This window comes from Serratia plymuthica NBRC 102599 (genome assembly GCF_001590925.1).
Classification (GTDB): domain Bacteria; phylum Pseudomonadota; class Gammaproteobacteria; order Enterobacterales; family Enterobacteriaceae; genus Serratia; species Serratia plymuthica.
Window position 1 is genome coordinate 35,825 of sequence record NZ_BCTU01000027.1, and the last position, 20,586, is coordinate 56,410.

The window sequence follows — 20,586 nt, forward strand, 5'->3', positions numbered from 1 at the left end:
AAAAATACCGTTTTTCGATGTTTTTAACGTGGAAAATTGTAGTGGGAAGGTCATTCGGTATTTGTGTTTTTTATTCCTTTGCTAATCTATATCTTGCTACTAAATCTAAGATATTGAATTGCCTTTCTGTGCAATATTTCATTGGCGGTTTTTTGCTGTTCTGGCGGTATTTTATAACCTTGTGCCGAGATTTTTTACTTTTCATCGCTAAAAGCTATGTTTGTTGTTATGGCAAGGTGAGTAAGGAGTGCATAATAATGAGCCCCGTTTACGAGCAAGAAAATAATAAGCTACCTCAAGAAGAAATAAAGTGTGATGAGCTGGCGGTGAAACTGCGTAGAAAAAAAGCTGGAATAAGTGAAGATGCGCCTGTCTGCGCTATTGCACTTTCCGGCGGAGGTATTCGCAGTGCGACTTTCAGCCTCGGTTTGTTGCGAGCGTTGGCAAAAAATAAACTTTTACACCGTTTTGATTATATGTCGACAGTGTCTGGCGGGGGTTATATTGGTGGTGCTGTGGGGCGGCTTTATGACGATCAACAGGACGCTGAGAAAGTCGAGGAGGGGTTGAAAGACGATCACTCGTTGCTGCTGTGGTGGCTAAGGAATAATGGTCGTTATCTGATACCCGCCGGGCTTCGCGACACGGGTCAGGCTATTGCGTATATGCTGCGCGGGTTACTGGCATCTCATTTTGAAGCGGCGACGCTGATCCTGTTGTTAGCGGCTCTGACGCTTTGGCCGACGTTGTTTGCAAATCTGATCGAGCCAAATAAATTTTCTGAAACTGGTATCTGGCACGGGTTAGCCCTATTACCTGCATTTTTCGCCGCCTATCAAATCTCGGCTTATTGGCTGGTGCGCCCCCGGGGGAAAGAAAAAGGGAAGGAGAGGCAGTATGTCGACGGCCATATTAACGCTGCTGATGCTTTTTTGGTGGGGCTGGCTACGCTGGTTGGTGTTATTATTGTGTATTATCATTTGTGGGGCTTTTTGGGGGTGATTATTGGCCTCTTCCTCATTATCCCTATGCTCGCGGCAATACGGCATTTATTATTTTATCGCCAACGGCAAGAAGTAACGGCTGCCGAGATGCGTTTAAAGCATACGGAGAGACTCTCTTATGCGCTGGGTGTCATTTTCGTTTTTTTGTTGTTGTACTCTGTTGAAATCTCTTCCTATTGGTTGAAAAATCATTTTGCCTATTCATCGGGGTGGCTTTTTTCTGCACCTGCGTTGACTGCCCTTATTTTTCGGTTTTCTTTGTTAAAGAAAACCGGCTTCTTAAAGTGGCTAAAAAAGGTAGGCATATTCCCGGTGCTCAGCATTGTGGGTTACGCCGTTTTGTTATTGATGCTGATTGGCTGCGCAACCTTATTGCGGGTGCTGCTGTCTGATATCGCCGGCTTAAGTATCTCGCTGGAGCTACATTGGATTATGTTTGCCGCAGATACGTTATTTATCTTGATGATATTGCTGTTTTTCTATTTATCAAAACAGAATATTGCCGTGCTGAATCTCTCTTCAATGCACAATCTATACCGTGCCCGGTTGGAGCGAGCCTATGTTTCCGTCGGCAATTACACAGGCAAAGCATTCCAGGAGCCGCGTTTCCCATGTTCTCCACTGATGACATATGACCGAAAGTGGGTTGAAGGAAGCAGTCGGCTCACCGAGACGCGTTCGGGCGATGATGTGTCCTTGGAGCAATATCAGCCACATCTTTACGGTGGGCCTATTCATTTGATCAATTGTTGTATTAACCAAACTGTGGATGATCGTACCGGCAATTATAATGCCGACCGTAAAGGCGTCTCGCTGACGCTCAGTGCTCTGGGAGTTGAGATCGGAACGTCTGATCCGCAGCCTCATGACCCTCAATATTTTAAAGATGAATGCTTGTCGAAATGGCTGGCTATCTCCGGTGCAGCGGCGGCGACCGGAATGGGATCTCGCACCAAAGGGGGGATTGCAGCGTTGCTGTTTATCTCGGGGTTGCGTTTGGGTTATTGGAATAAAAGCCTGCTCCCCGCGCCAGGGAAAAACGAACAGGGCGAAGAAAAGGGAAGAAAAAGAACAAAATTTGAGGAATGGGCGAGTCGCTTCCCACGGCAATCCGCCATTGTCGGCGAAATGTTTGCGCATTTACCCGGCTTGAACAGTGAGAATTGGTATATTTCAGATGGCGGCCATTTTGATAACACTGGCGTCTATGCATTGCTGAAACGCAGGGTGTCACTTATCGTCCTGGCGGATTGTGGTGCAGATCCGGCATATGGCTACGAGGATGTGGAAAACTTGGTGCGAAAGGCGAAAATAGATTATGCGACCTTTATCGAGTTTGTGGGTAATACCCGGGTTCAGGCGTCGTTTTCACATTTATTTACCACCCCAGAGACGTTGACTACGGAACCGAACCCGGCTCCCTTTTTGCTTGCCAGGGTGGTTTACCCCGACAGGCCACAACCTGGCGTGCTGATCGTGGTTAAACCGCATCTGGTAGGCCAACTGCCGCTGGATGTTGATCAATATGCGAAGAAAAATAGCGTATTCCCGCAGCAAACCACGGGGGACCAGTTTTTTGACGAAGCACAATGGGAGGCTTACCATCAATTGGGGCTTCTGTTGGGGGAACAGTTAACCGAAGAGGTGATGGCGAAAGCGCATACCTGGATTTAATCAAGCCAGTGCTATCCCTGCGGGGATTATTATTCATCATTATCGTGCGGGAGCATTATGTCAGCGTTCAAGATGCTTATTATTCTCGCTTCCCTGGTTGCCTTCAACGCGGCCGCTTCGTCCGAAGCGGCCTGGGCCAAGGGCGATAAAGCGATGCAGGCTGCCTGCCTGAAGGCCAGCGGATTGAAAGCGGCCAAAGCTGCCGGGGCGATCATTCATTATGATGACGACGTCGGCTACTCGGCGTTGTTGATCGGCGGGCGCTACCCGCAGCCGTTTATGAAGAACAAGCCGGGCAAAGAGCTGTGCCTCTACCAGCGGGCGACCCAAAAGGCGGTGGTTCAGGAAGCCGATGGGTTTCTGGGTAAGCCGTAGAGGCGGGGGCGCCGAGCGCCCCCGGTCTTGATTATTTCAACGCGATACGAATCACGTCATCCGGTGCCGTGGCTTCTTTTTCGCGGCTGGAAGCCTGTTTGACGCTGACGTACAGCGTCTGGCCATCCGGTGACAGCGCCAGGCTGTTCGGGTGGGTCGGCGTCTTGAGGGTGTTCAGCAGCTTGTAACTTTTGGCGTCAATCACGCTCACTTCGCCCGCCTTGCGGTGGGTCACGTAAACTTCATTGCGCGCCGGGTTGAACAGCACCGCCAGCGATTCCGGCACCTCGATTTTGCTCAGGACAGTACCGTCGCGGGTATCGACAACCAACACCTGCGCCTGTTTGGAGTCGGTGATAAAGGCACGGTGGGTGGCCGGATCCAGGCTGAGGTTCAAGAAGAAGTGCTCTTTGGCTTCATCCAGCTTTTTGCGGGTGAGCACCTTGTTGGTTTTGGTGTCGATAGTCACCAGCTCGCCGTCGGCGTTGGTCACATACAGGCGACCGGCTGCGGCGTCCAGCGCCAGGCCAGTGCCGTATTTGCCGGTATCGGTGATGGTGGTGCGCAGGGTGAGATCTTTACCGTCCACCACCCAGACCACGCTGGATTCGCCCAGCCCGGTAATGTACAGCGTGTCGGTCGCGGCGTCGGCCACCAGCTCACGCGGCGCCAGCGGTTTTACCGTCTCGGTGCGTTGGCGGGCATCCAGCACCAGGCGGCCTTTCACTTCGCCGGTCTTGGCGTCGATAGCGGTCACCGAGTTGTTTACCGTGTTGCCGAAGAACAGCGTATCGGTCTTGCCGTTAATCGCGGCGCCAAAGGGTTTGATGTCGTTGTGAATCACCTGGGTGATGTCCAGCGTCTTGGGATCCAGCCGATAAACCACGCCGCCCTTGTCCAGCTTACGGCTTTGCGAGGTCGCCAGATACAGCGCGTTTTCGCCCTGGCTGTACACCATCTCGTAAGCGCCTTTACCTACCGGTTTGCGCAGCAGCTCAGGCTCGCCCTGGGCCAGCAGCGGGGCGGAAAACAGCATTGACGTGAGCAACAGCAGCGGGAAGGTGGCGCGTGCGCCAAAGCGGCGGCTGGTGGTGGTTGCAGAATTCATAACCTCTCCATGGAGTTAAAAAAGCCTATCGCCACAGGGCGGTTGCCCTGGAGCCAGGAACGCTCAACATTGAATAAAGGGGACATTCGGCCGGTCGCGTCGTGGCGCGCCGATCCTGTATTTGCGAATAATAATCATTATTCATGTCGGAGGGGAGCTATTTCGGCAAGGGGTGGGGTGAAAATCACAGTGTGAAGGGGGACGCTGCTCCATTTTTCTCGATGTACTCCAGAAGGCCAGCGGTGTAGTCATAAGGGAAGAGGGAGGGGGAAATGACCTTTTATGTCATTATCCCAATATATATGGGGTCGGGAGAACTGTATTACGTATATATAGTATCTGGTTGGCGATATTTAAAAATGGGGGCCTGAAGAAGATTTTATGGTAGAATTAGATAATAAAAGGGAGGGATTAAATGAAATCCAAATATACAGTAAGCCGTATGAGTAAGTCTGAACGCCGCGAGATTCTTCGTAGTTTAGACAGCAGTGCGCCTGTTAAGACCCGTACCTTTTTGAATCTGTTGCCGAAATTCAAACAAGGTAAGCTCAGGACCGAGCGCCGCACGCAAGAAGACATTAACAAGATGTTCGCGATCGCGTTTAAAGCCGTTCAATAGTCAATTTTCTTCGAATTACGCCCCGCAGATGCTATGGGGCGTTTTTATTGGCAGGAGCCAACTTGTCTAAGCAATGGGTATTCAGAAAACTTGTCGATAAGAATAATAAAGATAGTTACTATCGCGATCTTATTGCCTATGCCATTTATAAAGAAGCTAAAGATGACTATGCGACTGACTTAGCCAAGCAGAAATTATCCGCAGAATTGCTGGAGCAAAAACTTGATGGGTTTCATGAGATGTCGGTGACCGATGCTCAAATATCAGGCTATCGTAAAAAGGCGGATACTGTGATGAACAGCCTTATTACTCAATTAGATGAAAAGGTTAGCGCGAAACATGAAAAAGCCCTTAAAACGCTTCAGGAGCACCATGCAAAAGAGCTTAAAGATATAAAGGGTAAAGCGAAAAAAGAAGCCGTTAGCGAATACAAAACACAAATTGAAAATGCCAGCAATGCCAGATCGAACCTGCTATCTCGCGGTATGCTTTGGGTGTTTACCGGTTATCAAAGCATCGTGGCTACAGCCCTGTTGATCATCATCGTGGGTGGGATCGCTGTTTGGACCGGACCTAAAGAACAGCAGCGAAACATTGTAGAGGCTTTTATTGGTTTATTTACCACTGCACCAATGCCTGATATGAGTGTTAAAAATGATACAAAATCTGAATCTCAAGGTTGAGCCTAAGTATTTATATTATTAATTGCTCCTAATCGATTATACGGTTTATTTAATTTTAAGATAAAATTATCGATATTATTCGCCTGCCAAGATTATATATCTAATCAATAGATTTATTGCGCGAATAAAGTATCCATTTCACATAGCGATGCCGCTCCCCGCCATTTGGCCTGCGGCATTCCTTTCCGCCAGAAAGCGCGCCGGCGGTTTGCCTACCGCTTTGCGGAACATGGTGACAAAGCCGCTGGCGCTCTCATAGCCCAGATCCAGCGCTACCTTCTGCACGCTGTCGCCCTTGGTCAGCCGTTGCAGCGCCAGCATCACGTGCAACTGGCGGCGCCAGTGGCCGAAGCTCATGCCCATTTGCTGCTGCAGAGTGCGGTTGAGGGAGCGTTCGCTCATGCCGATGCGCTGCGCCCATTGGTTCAGGGTGGCTTTGTCCGCCGGATTGGCCAGCAGCCGCTCGGTCAGTTGGCGAATGCGTGCGTCTTGAGAGACCGGCAAATGCAGGTTTTCGATCGGCGCATTAACCACCTGATCCAGCAGCACTGCGGTCAGCCGCCCTTCCGGGCCCTGCTCGTCATAGAGCGGATCGAACCTGCTGGCCTGCAACAGCAGCTCGCGCAGCAACGGCGATACCGCCAGCGTGCAGCAATGGGTGGGCAGGCCGGCGATAGCGTCCTGATCGACAAACAGACAATAGCATTCGGTGTCGCCGGCCCCCTGGGCGCTATGCAGCACGTTGCTCGGCATCCAAAGCGCGCATTGCGGCGGCACCAGCCACAGGCCGTTTTCCGCCTCGCAGCGGATCATGCCGCGCACCGTATAAATCAGCTGCGCCTTGCGGTGCCGGTGATGGGCCATCTCCCAATCGCTGCTGATGGTGGAGCCCTGTACGGCAAAAATCGCCCGCGCTACCTGATCGATATCGAAACGCGGTTCGGTGATAACTGGCATGAGAATTATTCTCAGTTTGGCGTGATTGAAAAACATTATGTCCTGATTGTGCAATGTGGTCTAGCGCGTTAGTCGATAAAGTAAGCGCCAGATTTAGCACTCTGAGGGGGCGCAATGTATCAGCAACAGGTAATCACTCAACTGCTGGCCTGGATTGAGCAAAACCTCGACCAGCCGCTGACGCTGGACGATATCGCCGCCAAATCCGGCTATTCCAAATGGCACTTGCAGCGGCTGTTCAAGCAGTTAACCGGCCACGTTCTGGGGACCTACGCCCGGCGCAGAAGACTGAGCGCCGCCGCGCGCGAGTTGCGGCTCACCCACATCAGCGTGGCCTGCATTGCCGATAAGTACCAGTTTGATTCCCAGCAGACCTTCACCCGCTGTTTCAAGAAGCAGTTCGGTTTGCCGCCGGCCGGTTATCGCCGCAGCCCGGATTGGGCCAGCCACGGCATGCAGCCGCCGCTGCGTTTGAGCGAAGGGCCGTTGCCGCAGGCGGACATCGTTACCCTGCCTGCCATGCAACTGGTGGGGCGCTCCCAGCGGGGCAACTGCACTCTGGGGCAACTGCCGCATTCTAAACACGAGCTGCGTCAACACGCCTGGCGCCAGATGGTGCGCACGCAAGCCGAGCCGCCGGCGGTGGTGTATGGCCTCACCAGCCTGGAGGCGGACAGCCGCCAACGCGGCGGCAAGCGCATTGTCTATACCGTGGCGCTGGCGGATGAACAGGCGGAAGGCGAGAGGGTGCTCATCGAGCAAGGCGACTACGCCAGTTTTGTTTATCAGGGCAGGGTGGAGGAATTACAAAACTTTATCGCCCGCCTGTACGATACCGCGATCCCGATGATGAAAGCGGTGCGGCGGCCGGGGCAGGATATCGAGCGCTTTTACCCGGCGGCGGGCGGCGTCTGCAACGGAGCAAGCACGGCGATCCGTTGTGAATACCTGATCCCCATACGCCGGATGACGCCGCCAGACGTCGCGCTTTAGCGGCGTTTTTCACAGTAAGTCATCTTCATACCGCAGCAGGTTACAAAAAAGTGCGTCATGACACAGGGAATGTTTCGCACTTAGGTCAATGTGCACATATAATGCGCATCCGGTCATTTATGGCCGAAAATAACCTATATCAATAATCTGCCAGTGGCCACGACCAACACGAAGATGAAAATGAACATTCGCGCGTTATTAACCCTGTGTACGGCGCTGGTTGCATTCAGCCAGTCTGCCTTCGCCGTCGTATACCCTTTGCCTGCCAAAGACAGCCGTCTGGTCGGTGAAAACATCCAAATCACCGTACCCGAAGACAGCAAGCTGCCGCTGGAGAGCTTTGCCGCTCAATACCAGATGGGCCTGAGCAATATGCTGGAAGCCAACCCGGGCGTGGATCCGTTCCTGCCGAAAGCGGGCAGCACCCTGACCATCCCACAGCAGTTGATCCTGCCGGACGCACCGCGTGAAGGCATCATCATCAACAGCGCCGAGATGCGTCTGTACTACTACCCGAAAGGCACCAACACCGTGATCGTGCTGCCAATCGGTATCGGCCAGTTGGGTAAAGACACCCCGCTGAACTGGATTACCTCGGTACAGCGCAAAAAAGATGGCCCAACCTGGACGCCAACCGCCAAGATGCGTGAAGAATACGCGGCTGACGGCGAGATCCTGCCTGCGGTGTTCCCGGCCGGTCCGGACAACCCGATGGGTCTGTATGCGCTGTATGTTGGCCGCCTGTATGCGATCCACGGCACCAACGCCAACTTCGGTATCGGCCTGCGCGTGAGCCACGGTTGTGTGCGTCTGCGTGCTGACGACATCAAATACCTGTTCGACAACGTGCCGGTCGGCACCCGCGTGCAGTTTATCAACGAGCCGGTGAAAGCCAGCGTTGAGCCGGACGGTTCCCGTTACATGGAAGTGCACAACCCGCTTTCCGCTAACGAAGAAGAACTGAAATCCAAAGATCCGGTGCCGTTAACCCTTTCTGCCGCCGTGGGCAAAGTGGCGATGGATCCTGCCGTTAACCAGAGCGAAGTGGACGCGGCGATTAAGGCCCGTTCCGGTATGCCGGTTAAAGTGAACTGATAGCCCCGGGCTTCAGTGGTTGCGATAAAAGACGCCTGCGGGCGTCTTTTTTTATGCCTTTCGGCCGCCATCCTCGGTAATCAATATCGCATGGCGAACTCATCTTTATTATTTCCCAATCATCGTCTTCAATACTAAAAGCGCGGACTCGTAATGGGATTTATCGGCTCTTTCAATATACCTGTTATCGCACGGGGTCCGGATCAATTCGTATTGATTGCAGCCAGGCAAACGCTGGGCTGGATTAAAAGAGAACGGCAAAAAAGAAGCTGACAGTGAGGAGGTTTAAAGATGGCTTATGATGATCTTCGAAGTTATTTATCTGCGCTGGATGAGGCCGGACAATTACTCGAAATTACAGAGGAGGTTCAGGCGGAACCGGATATTGCCGCGGCGGCAAACGCAACCGGAAGAATCGGTGAAGGCGCCCCGGCCATTTCATTCAGGAACATTAAAGGATTTGAACATGCTCACGTGGTAATGAACACCATGGGATCATGGCAAAACCACGCCATTTCCCTGGGGCTCCCGCCGACAACGCCGGTGAAACAGCAAATCGATGAGTATATTCGCCGCTGGGATCGTTTCCCTGTCTCTGTGGAACGCCGCGATAATCCGCCCTGGGCTCAGAACGAGGTCAACGGCGAGGATATTAATCTGTTTGAGATCCTTCCGCTGTTTCGCTTAAACGACGGTGACGGCGGATTCTATCTTGATAAAGCCTGCGTGGTTTCCCGTGACCCTGAAGATCCCGGGCACTTCGGCAAGCAAAACGTCGGCATTTATCGTATGCAGGTGAAGGGAAAACGCAAGCTTGGTCTGCAACCCGTACCAGTGCACGACATCGCACTGCATCTTCATAAAGCCGAAGAGCGCGGAGAGGATCTTCCTATCGCCATTACGCTGGGTAACGACCCGATCATTACGCTGATGGGGGCGACGCCGCTGAAATACGATCAGTCGGAGTATGAAATGGCCGGTGCCCTCCGTGGAAGCCCGTACCCGATAGCGACGGCCCCCTTGACCGGCTTCGATGTACCCTGGGGTTCTGAAGTCATCATTGAAGGGGTGATTGAAGGCCGCAAGCGCGAGCTTGAAGGCCCTTTCGGTGAATTTACGGGCCACTATTCCGGTGGCCGCAACATGACGGTGGTGCGCATTGATAAGGTTTCTTACCGCTCACGGCCGATTTTTGAATCCTTGTATCTGGGCATGCCCTGGACAGAAATCGACTATCTGATAGGGCCGGCAACCTGCGTGCCGTTGTATCAACAGCTGAAAGCCGAGTTTCCGGAAGTGCAGGCGGTGAATGCGATGTATACCCATGGGCTGCTCGTCATCATTTCAACCAAAAAGCGTTATGGCGGTTTTGCTCGTGCGGTGGGAATGCGGGCAATGACCACGCCGCACGGTCTTGGTTACGTGAAAATGGTGATCATGGTCGATGAAGATGTTGATCCCTTTAACCTGCCGCAGGTCATGTGGGCGTTGTCCACCAAGGTCAACCCGGCCGGCGACCTGGTGCAAATGCCAAACATGCCTGTGCTGAAATTGGATCCCGGTTCCAGCCCTGCGGGTATCACGGACAAATTAATCATCGACGCGACAACGCCGGTTGCTCCGGATACGCGTGGCCACTACAGCCAGCCGGTCAAAGACTTACCCGAAACCGCCCTTTGGGTGGATAAATTAACCACCATGCTGGCTAACCGCCATTAAGGAGCTCATATGATTTGTCCTCGTTGCGCCGATCAGAAAATAGACGTCATGGCGCATTCGCCGGTCAAGGACGTATGGACGGTATATCAGTGCCAGCACTGCCTCTATGCTTGGCGAAACACCGAACCCGCCCGCAGAACGGAACGGGAACATTATCCGCTCGAATTTCGCATGACTCAGCACGATATCGATAATGCGCCGGAAGTGCCGACCATTCCTCCCCTTCTGACGAAATAAATCCGAAGGCGGGTAAAAGCCCGCCTTTTTATCCCCTCCGTCCGATCGGTACACCCTGTCACTATTTTCACATTTATGGCTCTGCCATCAGTACGGCGATAGGCCTGAATCGCAGTTATTCCGATAAAAAATAGCGTTAATTAATGGGTTATATATCCCCTGTCGCACCTGCGATTGAGATAATTTTCGCAAAAAATCCACGCTGTGAGAATAAGATCACAAAAGCGTAACGAAAGGTAAACAAAGGCCTCCTATATTGGCTGCTTTGCTTTTGGGAGGGAGTGCCATGCGTAACTGGAACGAACCGAAAAAGAACAAGGCGCACATCGAGTTGATCCCCATGATCGACGTGATGATGTTTTTGCTGGTGTTTTTTGTGCTGATTAGCCTGAACGTGATCCCGGCGCTGGGGCTGAAAACCCAGTTGCCGTCTGCCGGCAGCGCTCAGCAACTGAAGCCGCAGAAGAAAGCGATCATCACGCTGGGGGCTGAAGAACAATTGCAGCTGGACGGCCAACCGGTGGCGCTTAACGCGCTGGTCAGCACGCTCAAACAGCAGCAGCAGGAAAACCAGACCACCACCATTATCGTCAACAGCGACAAGGGCGTTGCGGTGGAGCGACTGGTGGCGGTGATGGATAACCTGCGCCAGGGCGGATTCTATTCCGTCTCCATCGCTACACGGAAGCTGTGACATGTATCTGCTCTATCGTTCACGTCACCTTTTCAGCTGGCTGCCGGCGCTGATCGTGGCGGGCTGTTTGCTGTTCGCCAGCCAGCAGGCTGCGCTGAAAATCCAGCCACGCTATGACGACACCACCATGGAACTGGCGCTGGTCGAGCCGGAACCTGAACCTCAGCCGGAACCGCCGGTGGAAACCCCACCGCAACCCGAACCCCCGCCACCGGAGCCACAACCCGTTCCTGAACCCGTGGTGCCGGCCCCAGAGCCGATTATCGAGGCCAAGCCGGTTCCCAAACCGCAGCCAAAACCCAAGCCCAAACCGGTGAAAGAGAAAGCCAAACCGGTAGAAAAGGCCAAACCGGTATCCGCGCAGCCTGCGCCGAAAGCGTTGGTCAGCAAGCCTGCGCCCACGCCGGCCGCACCTGCCGCGCCGAAGGTCAACGCCCAGGCGATCGAAAACGGTTATTTGCAGGCACTGCGCCACGAACTGGAACAGCGCAAGCGCTACCCGAGCGGACGGCAGGCTTCGCTCGAACGGCCGCAGGGCAACGTCGAGGTCTGGCTGGAGGTCGATCGCAGCGGCCGCGTGCTCTCTTCCGGCATCGCCAACAAGGCTGCCAGCATGCTGCTGAACCGCGCGGCGATGAGCAGTTTACAAAGCATCAGCCAGGTGAAGGCGTTCCCGAGCGACGCTTTTGCCGGGCAAACAACAAAACGATTTTCAGCCACGTTCAATTATCAGGCGCCGTAGCGACCTGGCATAACAGTTTGATTTTTTAGGGGATGGAAACAATGAAGTCTTTCAATCGATCTGGGATTTATCTGGCGGTGATGTCGGCGATGCTGCCGGGCGCGGCGCTGGCGGCGGACACCACCGACGTCGGTACCATCAGCGTGAAGGGGCAGTCGCTGGGCGGCGGCATGATGGTGCAGGACGACAGCGCCAAGGCGCGCTCCACCGTCACCAAAGAGGCGATGGACAAAATGCCCGCGGCGGCCAACGCCATCGACAAGCTGAAATACACACCAGGCCTGAACGTCAACAGCAACGACGCCAGCGGCCTGAGCGGCGTCGATTACACCATGCGCGGCATGAACTCGGATCAGATCGGCCTGTCGATGGACGGTATCCCGATCAACGACTCCGGCAACTATGCCGTCTATCCGAACCTGCTGGGCGATTCGGAGAACCTGGAGGAAGTGTTCGTCACCCAGGGATCATCCGAGGCGGACGGCCCGCACATCGGCTCCAGCGGCGGCAATATCGGCATGGTGACGCGCCGCCCGGCAAAAGATTTCGGCGGCTTCGTCAAGCAGACGCTGGGCAGCAACAACCTGAGCAAAACCTTTGCCCGTTTGGAAACCGGCGAGTACAACGGTTTCAGCAACTGGTTATCCTACTCGCACACCGAGGCGAAAAAGTGGCGCGGAGAAGGGCGCGAATATTCCAACAAGTTTGAAATGAACTCGCTGTACGAAGACGGCAACGGCAACAGCAGTAATCTGATCATGAAGTACAACCGCCAGCAGAACGTCAACTACAACACCCTGAGCAAGGCGCAGTTCGAAAACGACGGGCGCGATACCGACTACGCCACCACGCCGGAATACAACAGCAAGGGCCAGTTGAACAAGTACTACAAACTCAACCGCAACCCGTTCGATACCTTCACGCTGTCATTCACCCAGAAGCTGCAACTGCGCGACAATCTGTCGCTGACCCTGCAGCCGTATTACTACTGGGGCAACGGCGGCAGCTTTACCGGCCAGACGGCATCGGTGCTGTCCAATACGTCGGATAAGGCCGGGCAGTACGATCTGAGCAATCTGAAGTCCAACACCTATTACCGCCCTTCCTGGACCCAGACCTGGCGCCCCGGCATTACCACCAAGCTGAAGTGGGACATCAACGATCAGCACAGCCTGGATATCGGCTACTGGTATGAACGTGCGCGTCAGTTGCAGACCCAGCCGTTTATCGGCATCAAGGATGACGGCAACCCGGCGCAGATTTCGGGCAAACCGGGCGGTTCCGATCAGGTGCAGGACGCCAACGGCAAGACCGTGCAGGGGCGTAACCAATACACCATCACCCCAGCGCAGAAAGTGTGGCTGCAGGACACCTGGTACGCCACGCCGGACTGGACCTTCGTCGGCGGGCTGGCCTATCAGTACGTAGAACGTAAAGGGGACAACCGCGGCAGCCTGTATAACGTGCCGGAGAAGCGCGATGCCACTTACCACGAATTCCTGCCGAACTTCAGCGCCAGCTACAAGCTGAACCAGGAAAATCAGGTGTTCTATAACCTGACGCGCAACATGCGCACCCCACCGAACTACGTGCTGTACAACGTCGGCGACTCGATCAGCACCAAGCCGGAGCTGAGCTGGAACCACGAGCTGGGCTGGCGTTTCCAGCAGGAAGACATGCTGATGAGCGCCACGTTGTTCTATATGCGCTACAGCGATCGTCAAGTCTCCACCACCAACTCGTCCGGCGACTACGAGATGATGAACATCGGCAACGTGGAGAACAAAGGGCTGGAGCTGGAGTGGAGCGGCCAATTGCCGCACAACTTTAACTACTACACCTCATACACCTATACACAGTCGAAGCAGAAGAACGACATCGTCAGCAACGGCGGGTTGCCGCTGCCGACGTCCGGCAAAGAGGTGCCGAACGTGCCGAAAAACCTGCTGAACATGACGCTGGGCTACGACGACGGCCTGTATTACGGCAGCGTCAGCGGCAAATACGTCAGTTCGTTCTACGGCGATCTGACCAACGACGAGAAGATCGGCGGCCGCACGGTGTTCGATCTGGCGGCGGGGGTGCATTTGCCGGTGGACAAGAAAATCATCAAAAGCGCAGCGCTGCGCTTTGGCGTCAGCAACCTGTTTGACAAGGAATACCTGACCTCGGTGCGTACCACCACCTTCAACGCCGCGCCTTATGGCGGCGTGAAAGCCAGTACGCCGTATTACAACGTCGGGGAAGAGCGCACCTTTAGCGTGTCGCTGGAAGCCACCTTTTAACTAATCCGAGGGGTATGTTATGAATGCCAATTTATTGCACGACATTATTTTCTACGTGATGTACGCCGCGCTGGCGATTGCGCTGGTGATCATTATCGAACGCGCGCTGTATTTCGCTTACACCCAGCGCCAGGCCCGTCGGTTGGAGCAGGCGCTGACGCCGGACGTGCATCGCGCCGCCGATCTGCCGGACGAACTGACCCAGCGCAACAGCCTGCCGCTGGCGGTGATCGCGCCGGTACTGGAGCAGAAGCACCGCGCCGGTGACCGCGAAGCGATAGGCGATTTGGTCGACGCGCAGTACCTGTTGAGCAAACCGCTGATGGCGCGTGGCCTGTGGCTGTTGGAAACCATCGTCACCGCTGCACCGCTGCTGGGGCTGTTGGGCACGGTGATGGGGATTATCGAAACCTTTAAGGCGCTGGCCGCTTCCGGGGTGTCGGAGCCGAGTCTGGTGTCCGCCGGCATGGGCACCGCGCTGTACGCCACCGGGCTGGGGATCGCCATTGCGCTGCTGTGCCTGGTGGGCAACAACTACCTGCAAAGCCGCATGGAGCGCATCAACGAACTGTTGAAGGTGCTGTTGATCCGCGCCGGTGCGCCGGCCAGCCGCCCGGAAAACGGCAGCCGCGAGCAATGGGTTGACAGTGAGGCACCGCGCTATGCCTAATGGCCGTCAACCACGGCGGCCATTAGGCCGCCTTTATACTGCGTTATGGGGTGGCTGTCTGTTGATGTTGAGCCAGAGTGCGGCGGCGCGTTTTGCTATTCCCGGTTACGAGCTGGTGTATACCGCGCCGGTGGAAACCGCGTTGCAGGCGGATGACCTGCGTAACACCGCCGAGGTGTGGCAGCAGATGTTCGATGCGGCGAAAACCCGCATCGATCTGGGTCAGTTCTATGTGGCGAACCAACAGGGTTCGCTGCTGGACGGCGTGCTGCAACACCTGAAAGCGGCGGGCGAGCGCGGGGTGAAAATCCGTTTTCTGATGGAAGAGAAGGGGATTCGTCTCTCCACCCCGGAGACGCTGGAACAGCTGAAGGCGATCCCCAACCTGGAGCTGCGGATTATTCCTTACCAGCGGCTGAGCGGCGGCATCCTGCATGCCAAATACCTGCTGGTGGACGGCGAGCAGGCGTTTGTCGGCAGCCAGAACTTCGACTGGCGGGCGCTTGAACATATTCATGAAACCGGGCTGCGCATCAGCGATGCCGGGGTTGTCGGGCAGATTCAGACGATCTTCGAGCAGGACTGGCGGGCGCAGGCGTTGCTGATGGCGGATAAACCGGTGCCGCAGTTGGCGTATCAGCCCACGGCGGCAACGCCGCAGGGCAACTATCTGGTCGCCAGCCCGCGCGCCTATAACCCGGCCGGCGTGATTGACTCGCAGGTTGAGTTGCCGCGTCTGCTGGCGAGTGCCAAACAGCGGGTGCGGGTGCAGGTGATGGACTATGCGCCGTTGTCCTACGGCCCTGAACGCAGCCGGCCTTATTACGCGGTCATCGACAATGCCCTGCGCAGCGCCGCCGCGCGGGGCGTGCAGATCGAGCTGATGGTGGCCAACTGGAACACCAAAAAGCCCGATATCGCCTGGCTGAAAAGCCTGGCGTTGGTGCCGAACGTGCAGATAAAAGTGGTGACCATTCCGCCGGCAAGCCAGGGGTTTATCCCGTTCGCGCGGGTGATCCACAGCAAGCTGATGACTATCGACGGCGAAACCGCCTGGGTAGGCACCAGCAACTGGACCGGCGGCTATCTGGATAACTCGCGCAACCTGGAACTGGTGCTGCACAGCCCGGCGATGAGCCAACGGCTGGACACACTTTACAGCCAACTGTGGGACAGCGTTTACGCCGAACCGCTGAAACTGGATTACGACTATCCGCCGCCCAAACCGGGCGGCGAATCCTGATTTATCGTGGGCTGCGGGTGCCACCGGCGGCGGGCTGGCCGTTGATCCAATGTGAAATGGGCATGGCATTCGCTCCTTATTCGGTGGCGTTGAGGGCGTCGCCCAGGGCGTTGATCAGCGAGTCGATCTGCGCCTCGCTGCTGATAAACGGCGGTGCCAGTTGGAGGGTGTCGCCGCCATAGCGGACGTAAAACCCGTTTTCCCAGCAGTGCATCGCCGCTTCATACGGCCTGCGCGCCGCTTCCCCTGGCCGCGCCGCCAGTGTGATGCCTGCCGCCAGGCCAACATTGCGGATATCGGTGACGTGCTTGCAGCCTTGCAAGCCATGTACCGCCTGTTCGAAATAGGGGGCCAATGCCTGTACCCGTTCGATCATCTGTTCGCGCTCAATGATATCCAGCGTCGCCAGCCCCACGGCACAGCTGACCGGGTGGGCGGAATAGGTATAACCGTGCGGGAATTCGAGCAGGTACTCCGGCTCGTCGGTGTGCATGAAGGCATCGTAAATCGCCGGTTGGACCACCACCGCGCCCATCGGCTGCGCGCCGTTGGTCACCTGTTTGGCGATGTTCATGATGTCCGGCGTGACGCCGAACGCCTCGGCGGCGGTCAACGCGCCACAGCGGCCGAAGGCGGTGATCACTTCGTCAAAAATCAGCAGAATGTTGTTTTGGCTGCAAATTTCACGGATACGTTGCAGATAGCCGATTGGCGGCACTATCACCCCGGCGGAGCCGGAGAAGGGCTCGATAATCACGGCCGCGATGGTCGACGCATCGCGCAGCGCGATAATTCGGTTCAGCTCTTCCGCCAGTTCGGCACCCTGCGCGGGCATGCCGCGCGAAAAAGCGTTACCCGCCAGCAGAGTATGCGGCAGGTGGTCCGCTTCCGCTCCTGCGCCAAAAGCCTTGCGGTTACCGGCGATGCCGCCTACCGAAATACCGCCAAAGTTAACGCCGTGGTAGCCCTTTTCACGGCCGATAAAACAGGTTTTTCCTGCCTGGCCTTTGGCCCGCCAGTAGGCGCGCGCCATTTTTAACGAGGTGTCCGCCGCTTCGGAGCCGGAGCCGGTAAAAAATACATAGTCCAGCCCGGCCGGCGTCATGGCCTTAATTTTATTCGCCAGTTCGAAAGACAATGAGTGGCCGAATTGAAACGCCGGGGAATAATCCAACCGAGAAAGTTGACGGTGGGCCGCATCGGCAATTTCCTGGCGGCCGTGGCCTAATCCGCAGCACCATAGGCCGGATAAACCGTCAAAGATTTTACGCCCATCCTGGCTGGTATAATAGGCGCCTTCAGCGTGACTTATCATTCGCGGGTTGGCTTTAAAATTACGGTTGCCGGTAAATGGCATCCAATGTGCTTCTAACCATTCACGATCGGGTTTATTCTCGCGGTGATTTAAATCAGCCATTTTTCCCTCCAGGTAGGAGAATAGGGACGGTTAATTAAATATACCCGTCATCTTTTAAGTTACAGCGTTGTTATCTGCACGCGCTCACCCATTACTTACTTGAGTAAGCGCCTGGGGATGAGTGGCTGGCCGCCTGGCCGCAACTTAAAAGCTATAGGGTATAAATAAACGTGTTAATGAATTGTTGAGTGAAATTGACTATGTTCCGCTTCTTCACTAATGTGAATAATCATATGTCGAAACTTACTTAAGGTTTTATGCAAGTAAAAAAACGCGCGCTTTTAGGGCAGTTGTCGGATATGGATCTGCGGTTGCTGCGGGTGTTTAAAGCGGTGGTCGATTGCGGAGGAATGAGCGCCGCCGAGCTGGAGCTGAATATCAGCCTGTCGACCATCAGCAAACATATCAAGGATCTGGAGCAAAGGCTGGGGCTGACGCTGTGCCAGCGCGGGCGGGAAGGCTTCGCCGTCACCGACGAAGGGCTGTTGATTTACCAGGAAACCATCAACCTGCTGGCGGCCACCGAGGCTTTTCGCCGTGGGGTGGATGACGTGCATCGACGCATGGGCGGCCAGCTGCACGTGGCAATATTTGATCATACGGTCAGTAATCCGCAGGCGCACATCGGCCGGGCAATTGCGTTATTCAGCGAGCGTGCGCCGGACGTGTCTTTGCAAATGTACGTGGAGCCGATAAATACCATTGAGCGCGGCGTTATTGACGGACAGTTTCAGATTGGCGTTATTCCCATGCACCGCAATGCGGAAAGTTTATCTTATAGTTCTTTATTCAATGAGAGGATGTTCTTATATTGCGGTGCGCAGCATGAGTTATTTTCCGCTCATCACGACATGCTGAATTGGGATCTGTTGCACAATTATGCCTTTGCAGGATTGGGCTACCATTCGCCGAATATGGCGTTAAGTTTGCAGCAGCATTTGCAGCGCAAGGCGACGGGTTTTGCTCAGGAGTCGATAGCGACCTTAATCCTCTCCGGCAAGTATGTCGGCTTTCTTCCCGACCACTATGCGGCGTTTTTCGTCGCGCAGAATATGATGCGGGCGATAAAACCGGCGCTGTTCCGCTACCACTGTGAATATTCCTGCGTGGTACGGCGTTCACCCAGCCCGCAACGGGTGGTGAAGGTATTCCACGACTGCCTGCTGGCGGCGCATGAGGGGGAATAAACGCTTATTCCTGGCTTTCGGCGCCTTGCCAAAAATCGCCTATCAGTTGCTCAATTCGCTCTGCATCATCTCGGGTAGTCTGTCGAACAATGGCATCAATGAGTTTTTGGTTATCGAGTTGCGGCAATGGTGATGCGGTCCCTCTTGTCGTACTGTGCTGCAAAAGAGAGATAACATCGGTACCCAACAGGAAAGCGCCCAATCTGTCGGGATCTGAATCGAAATTTTCTATGTCGACGGGAATCTCGTAAATTCGCTCGTCTTCGATATGACCGTATTCACTGATTAGGGTGAAAAGATCGACGGCATCTTTCCCATTTTGATTACCCCGATCGCGCCAGGCAAACAGCTTAAGTAGCGCCAGGCCCGGTAAAGAACAGAAAAGCAATTCGCAGCTATTACTCAAACGCACCGCTACCGCCTGTTGGAAAGCTTCCTGGAACCCGTCAACCGCCATGACAATGGCACGATCGGGTGGCCAGGCGATGGTATTTTCTACCGCAATATTTCCGAAAGGAATGATATCGAGTTCGTTGTCTTGCCACAGTAGGCGGTGAGCATTACCGGTGATTGCTTTCGCGCCTTGTGCTATCAATTCCTTTTTCAGCGCATCGAATTGCTGCCAGTCATCGACAAAAATGGCGATATCGATATCACGCGTTTTTCGCCCTATTCGGCGGCCGTGGACATGATGCAGCAGCACTTCTCTTGCCGTCGCGCCGGCAACAAAGAATTCGATGGATTGCCCTGTGCAGATGTCAGTGATTTGTGCGAGTAGCCTTTCAGTTTCTGAAGAGAGCGCTGTCTTTAAGTCCAAGATATTTGTCATTAACGAGCCTCGCGACTTCAAGATTACGATCATCTCGGCCGGCAAGTAATTCACCGATGCTGAGCATTGCTTTAGCCAAGGCCGTCAATCGCCACTCATTGCCCCAGAAGGCGGTGACCAGTTGCATTTGCCCCTCCCGTTCTGGCCGCAGGCCGAGATCTTTTCTGCGTTGTTGCAGCGGTTCATGAGTAAACAATATTAGTTTTTCAGGAGAAAGATACCCATCCGTCAACAGTGAGGCTGCGGCTTCCCCTCCCCAAGTTTCATTGGATTGCAGAGGAATGCGTTGCCAGTCCGCCGGCGCCTCCAGATGGATGCTTTTTTGTTTTGGGCGCAGCATAACCGCATACTCACGTAACCATAATGCCGTTAGTGCCCCTGGCTCCAGCAACCTGCGCCCGTCTTGCGACTTGCGGTAATAGCGTTGTGCTTCAAGGTAATCGAAGGCTTTGCTGACCATACCTAAAGAGATCCCTGCCGCGTTGGCTAATTCGCGGTAGGTTGAATCAATGGCATTTGTGTCAGAAAGTAACACAAACAACAGCTTGAGCGTGCCTTCGCTGATTCTTGCAGTACTATCCTCAAAATGCTTGGCGGTTTTTGGCGCTTTTTTGCCGGATATCTGTAAAAAAAGGCCCTCGGTATTGATACTGGCGTTACCCGCCGCATCAATAAAGTTCAGTTTCAGCTCTTCGCAAATTTTGGTTTGCGCGGGGGTTAATGGGGAACAGAGTAAGAGGCGCTCATCTGCCGTTCTGTTCTGCCATGATTTTCGCAGCAAAAAGAGATTTTCTTTTCGACGGATAATCTTTATATCCATCTTAAAGGTAAATGTTTTATTGTTGCTGACAGATAAGCAGGCATAACCATCAGCGTCGCCGTTCGGTTGCAACTTTGTCGTCAGGTTCATGCCAACGGGTAAGTTTGCTCTTACCGACGCTAACAGTTCTTCTTCTGTATCAAGCATAGGCATTTGTTCACACTCTTTGTTTGTTCATGCATCATGAACGAAATCAGTTTATGAACAAACCACAAGTAATGCAACGTCGAGTGTA

19 protein-coding genes are annotated in these 20,586 nt (G+C 54.5%); 14 read left to right on the forward strand and 5 right to left on the reverse strand.

The window, feature by feature from the left end; translation table 11 throughout:
* The first annotated feature begins 257 nt into the window (after nucleotides 1-257).
* Nucleotides 258-2,678 (forward strand): patatin-like phospholipase family protein, encoded by a 2,421-nt coding sequence (locus tag SPL01S_RS18710; protein WP_063202141.1) that lies wholly within the window; start codon nucleotides 258-260, stop codon nucleotides 2,676-2,678.
* 57 nt (nucleotides 2,679-2,735) lie between these two features.
* A complete protein-coding gene (locus SPL01S_RS18715; RefSeq protein WP_063202144.1) occupies nucleotides 2,736-3,053 on the forward strand; it encodes a hypothetical protein in 318 nt (105 codons plus the stop codon).
* Nucleotides 3,054-3,084: 31 nt separating this feature from the next.
* Here SPL01S_RS18715 and yncE read toward each other — a convergent pair whose 3' ends face one another.
* Nucleotides 3,085-4,161 (reverse strand): 7-bladed beta-propeller protein YncE, encoded by a 1,077-nt coding sequence (yncE, locus tag SPL01S_RS18720; protein WP_063202147.1) that lies wholly within the window; start codon nucleotides 4,159-4,161, stop codon nucleotides 3,085-3,087.
* A gap of 415 nt (nucleotides 4,162-4,576) precedes the next feature.
* Between yncE and SPL01S_RS18725 the strand changes: the two genes are divergently transcribed.
* Nucleotides 4,577-4,780: a hypothetical protein gene (locus SPL01S_RS18725; RefSeq protein ID WP_063202151.1), complete on the forward strand. Its 204-nt coding sequence runs from the start codon at nucleotides 4,577-4,579 to the stop codon at nucleotides 4,778-4,780.
* A gap of 62 nt (nucleotides 4,781-4,842) precedes the next feature.
* Nucleotides 4,843-5,463 (forward strand): hypothetical protein, encoded by a 621-nt coding sequence (locus SPL01S_RS18730; protein ID WP_063202152.1) that lies wholly within the window; start codon nucleotides 4,843-4,845, stop codon nucleotides 5,461-5,463.
* Nucleotides 5,464-5,601: 138 nt separating this feature from the next.
* Here SPL01S_RS18730 and SPL01S_RS18735 read toward each other — a convergent pair whose 3' ends face one another.
* Nucleotides 5,602-6,420 carry an AraC family transcriptional regulator gene (locus SPL01S_RS18735; protein WP_174523965.1) on the reverse strand — a complete coding sequence of 273 codons (819 nt, stop codon included), beginning with the start codon at nucleotides 6,418-6,420 and terminating at the stop codon, nucleotides 5,602-5,604.
* A gap of 114 nt (nucleotides 6,421-6,534) precedes the next feature.
* Here SPL01S_RS18735 and SPL01S_RS18740 point away from each other — a divergent pair, with 114 nt between their 5' ends.
* From SPL01S_RS18740 to SPL01S_RS18780, 9 genes are all read left to right on the forward strand, one after another.
* Nucleotides 6,535-7,413, forward strand: a complete 879-nt coding sequence (locus tag SPL01S_RS18740) for a helix-turn-helix domain-containing protein (protein ID WP_004949813.1) — start codon at nucleotides 6,535-6,537, stop codon at nucleotides 7,411-7,413.
* Nucleotides 7,414-7,587: 174 nt separating this feature from the next.
* Nucleotides 7,588-8,508 carry a L,D-transpeptidase family protein gene (locus tag SPL01S_RS18745; RefSeq protein ID WP_063202158.1) on the forward strand — a complete coding sequence of 307 codons (921 nt, stop codon included), beginning with the start codon at nucleotides 7,588-7,590 and terminating at the stop codon, nucleotides 8,506-8,508.
* A 291-nt stretch (nucleotides 8,509-8,799) separates the two neighbouring features.
* Nucleotides 8,800-10,227, forward strand: a complete 1,428-nt coding sequence (locus SPL01S_RS18750; RefSeq protein WP_063202161.1) for a non-oxidative hydroxyarylic acid decarboxylases subunit C — start codon at nucleotides 8,800-8,802, stop codon at nucleotides 10,225-10,227.
* Between the two features lie 9 nt (nucleotides 10,228-10,236).
* On the forward strand, nucleotides 10,237-10,464 hold the full coding sequence (locus SPL01S_RS18755; RefSeq protein WP_063202164.1) for a non-oxidative hydroxyarylic acid decarboxylases subunit D: 228 nt from the start codon (nucleotides 10,237-10,239) through the stop codon (nucleotides 10,462-10,464).
* Nucleotides 10,465-10,750: 286 nt separating this feature from the next.
* Nucleotides 10,751-11,158 (forward strand): ExbD/TolR family protein, encoded by a 408-nt coding sequence (locus SPL01S_RS18760; protein WP_004949818.1) that lies wholly within the window; start codon nucleotides 10,751-10,753, stop codon nucleotides 11,156-11,158.
* 1 nt (nucleotide 11,159) lies between these two features.
* Nucleotides 11,160-11,900 (forward strand): energy transducer TonB, encoded by a 741-nt coding sequence (locus tag SPL01S_RS18765; protein WP_063202167.1) that lies wholly within the window; start codon nucleotides 11,160-11,162, stop codon nucleotides 11,898-11,900.
* Nucleotides 11,901-11,941: 41 nt separating this feature from the next.
* Nucleotides 11,942-14,185 carry a TonB-dependent receptor family protein gene (locus tag SPL01S_RS18770; RefSeq protein WP_006323436.1) on the forward strand — a complete coding sequence of 748 codons (2,244 nt, stop codon included), beginning with the start codon at nucleotides 11,942-11,944 and terminating at the stop codon, nucleotides 14,183-14,185.
* Nucleotides 14,186-14,204: 19 nt separating this feature from the next.
* Nucleotides 14,205-14,855 carry a MotA/TolQ/ExbB proton channel family protein gene (locus SPL01S_RS18775; RefSeq protein ID WP_004949824.1) on the forward strand — a complete coding sequence of 217 codons (651 nt, stop codon included), beginning with the start codon at nucleotides 14,205-14,207 and terminating at the stop codon, nucleotides 14,853-14,855.
* A complete protein-coding gene (locus tag SPL01S_RS18780; protein WP_063202170.1) occupies nucleotides 14,848-16,098 on the forward strand; it encodes a phospholipase D-like domain-containing protein in 1,251 nt (416 codons plus the stop codon). Before SPL01S_RS18775 ends, SPL01S_RS18780 begins: the two co-directional genes overlap by 8 nt.
* A gap of 76 nt (nucleotides 16,099-16,174) precedes the next feature.
* Here SPL01S_RS18780 and aptA read toward each other — a convergent pair whose 3' ends face one another.
* Entirely contained in the window at nucleotides 16,175-17,515 is a 1,341-nt protein-coding gene (aptA, locus tag SPL01S_RS18785) for an omega-aminotransferase AptA (RefSeq protein ID WP_063202173.1), read from the reverse strand.
* A gap of 257 nt (nucleotides 17,516-17,772) precedes the next feature.
* Here aptA and SPL01S_RS18790 point away from each other — a divergent pair, with 257 nt between their 5' ends.
* Nucleotides 17,773-18,702, forward strand: a complete 930-nt coding sequence (locus SPL01S_RS18790) for a LysR family transcriptional regulator (protein WP_063202176.1) — start codon at nucleotides 17,773-17,775, stop codon at nucleotides 18,700-18,702.
* Between the two features lie 4 nt (nucleotides 18,703-18,706).
* On the opposite strand, the gene SPL01S_RS18795 is transcribed toward SPL01S_RS18790, so the two are convergent.
* Both SPL01S_RS18795 and SPL01S_RS18800 read right to left on the reverse strand, forming a co-directional pair.
* Nucleotides 18,707-19,531: a nucleotidyl transferase AbiEii/AbiGii toxin family protein gene (locus SPL01S_RS18795; protein ID WP_063202179.1), complete on the reverse strand. Its 825-nt coding sequence runs from the start codon at nucleotides 19,529-19,531 to the stop codon at nucleotides 18,707-18,709.
* A complete protein-coding gene (locus tag SPL01S_RS18800) occupies nucleotides 19,485-20,504 on the reverse strand; it encodes a type IV toxin-antitoxin system AbiEi family antitoxin (protein ID WP_063202182.1) in 1,020 nt (339 codons plus the stop codon). The genes SPL01S_RS18795 and SPL01S_RS18800 overlap by 47 nt, the downstream gene beginning before the upstream one ends.
* Nucleotides 20,505-20,586: the final 82 nt, after the last annotated feature.

Excerpts from the sequence above, each read along its gene's own strand:
- SPL01S_RS18710 (WP_063202141.1), top strand. The coding sequence starts at position 258 with ATGAGCCCCGTTTACGAGCAAGAAAATAATAAGCTACCTCAAGAAGAA.
- SPL01S_RS18715 (WP_063202144.1), top strand. The coding sequence starts at position 2,736 with ATGTCAGCGTTCAAGATGCTTATTATTCTCGCTTCCCTGGTTGCCTTC.
- yncE (WP_063202147.1), bottom strand. The coding sequence starts at position 4,161 with ATGAATTCTGCAACCACCACCAGCCGCCGCTTTGGCGCACGCGCCACC.
- SPL01S_RS18725 (WP_063202151.1), top strand. The coding sequence starts at position 4,577 with ATGAAATCCAAATATACAGTAAGCCGTATGAGTAAGTCTGAACGCCGC.
- SPL01S_RS18735 (WP_174523965.1), bottom strand. The coding sequence starts at position 6,420 with ATGCCAGTTATCACCGAACCGCGTTTCGATATCGATCAGGTAGCGCGG.
- SPL01S_RS18740 (WP_004949813.1), top strand. The coding sequence starts at position 6,535 with ATGTATCAGCAACAGGTAATCACTCAACTGCTGGCCTGGATTGAGCAA.
- SPL01S_RS18745 (WP_063202158.1), top strand. The coding sequence starts at position 7,588 with ATGAAAATGAACATTCGCGCGTTATTAACCCTGTGTACGGCGCTGGTT.
- SPL01S_RS18750 (WP_063202161.1), top strand. The coding sequence starts at position 8,800 with ATGGCTTATGATGATCTTCGAAGTTATTTATCTGCGCTGGATGAGGCC.
- SPL01S_RS18755 (WP_063202164.1), top strand. The coding sequence starts at position 10,237 with ATGATTTGTCCTCGTTGCGCCGATCAGAAAATAGACGTCATGGCGCAT.
- SPL01S_RS18760 (WP_004949818.1), top strand. The coding sequence starts at position 10,751 with ATGCGTAACTGGAACGAACCGAAAAAGAACAAGGCGCACATCGAGTTG.
- SPL01S_RS18765 (WP_063202167.1), top strand. The coding sequence starts at position 11,160 with ATGTATCTGCTCTATCGTTCACGTCACCTTTTCAGCTGGCTGCCGGCG.
- SPL01S_RS18770 (WP_006323436.1), top strand. The coding sequence starts at position 11,942 with ATGAAGTCTTTCAATCGATCTGGGATTTATCTGGCGGTGATGTCGGCG.
- SPL01S_RS18775 (WP_004949824.1), top strand. The coding sequence starts at position 14,205 with ATGAATGCCAATTTATTGCACGACATTATTTTCTACGTGATGTACGCC.
- SPL01S_RS18780 (WP_063202170.1), top strand. The coding sequence starts at position 14,848 with ATGCCTAATGGCCGTCAACCACGGCGGCCATTAGGCCGCCTTTATACT.
- aptA (WP_063202173.1), bottom strand. The coding sequence starts at position 17,515 with ATGGCTGATTTAAATCACCGCGAGAATAAACCCGATCGTGAATGGTTA.
- SPL01S_RS18790 (WP_063202176.1), top strand. The coding sequence starts at position 17,773 with ATGCAAGTAAAAAAACGCGCGCTTTTAGGGCAGTTGTCGGATATGGAT.
- SPL01S_RS18795 (WP_063202179.1), bottom strand. The coding sequence starts at position 19,531 with ATGACAAATATCTTGGACTTAAAGACAGCGCTCTCTTCAGAAACTGAA.
- SPL01S_RS18800 (WP_063202182.1), bottom strand. The coding sequence starts at position 20,504 with ATGCCTATGCTTGATACAGAAGAAGAACTGTTAGCGTCGGTAAGAGCA.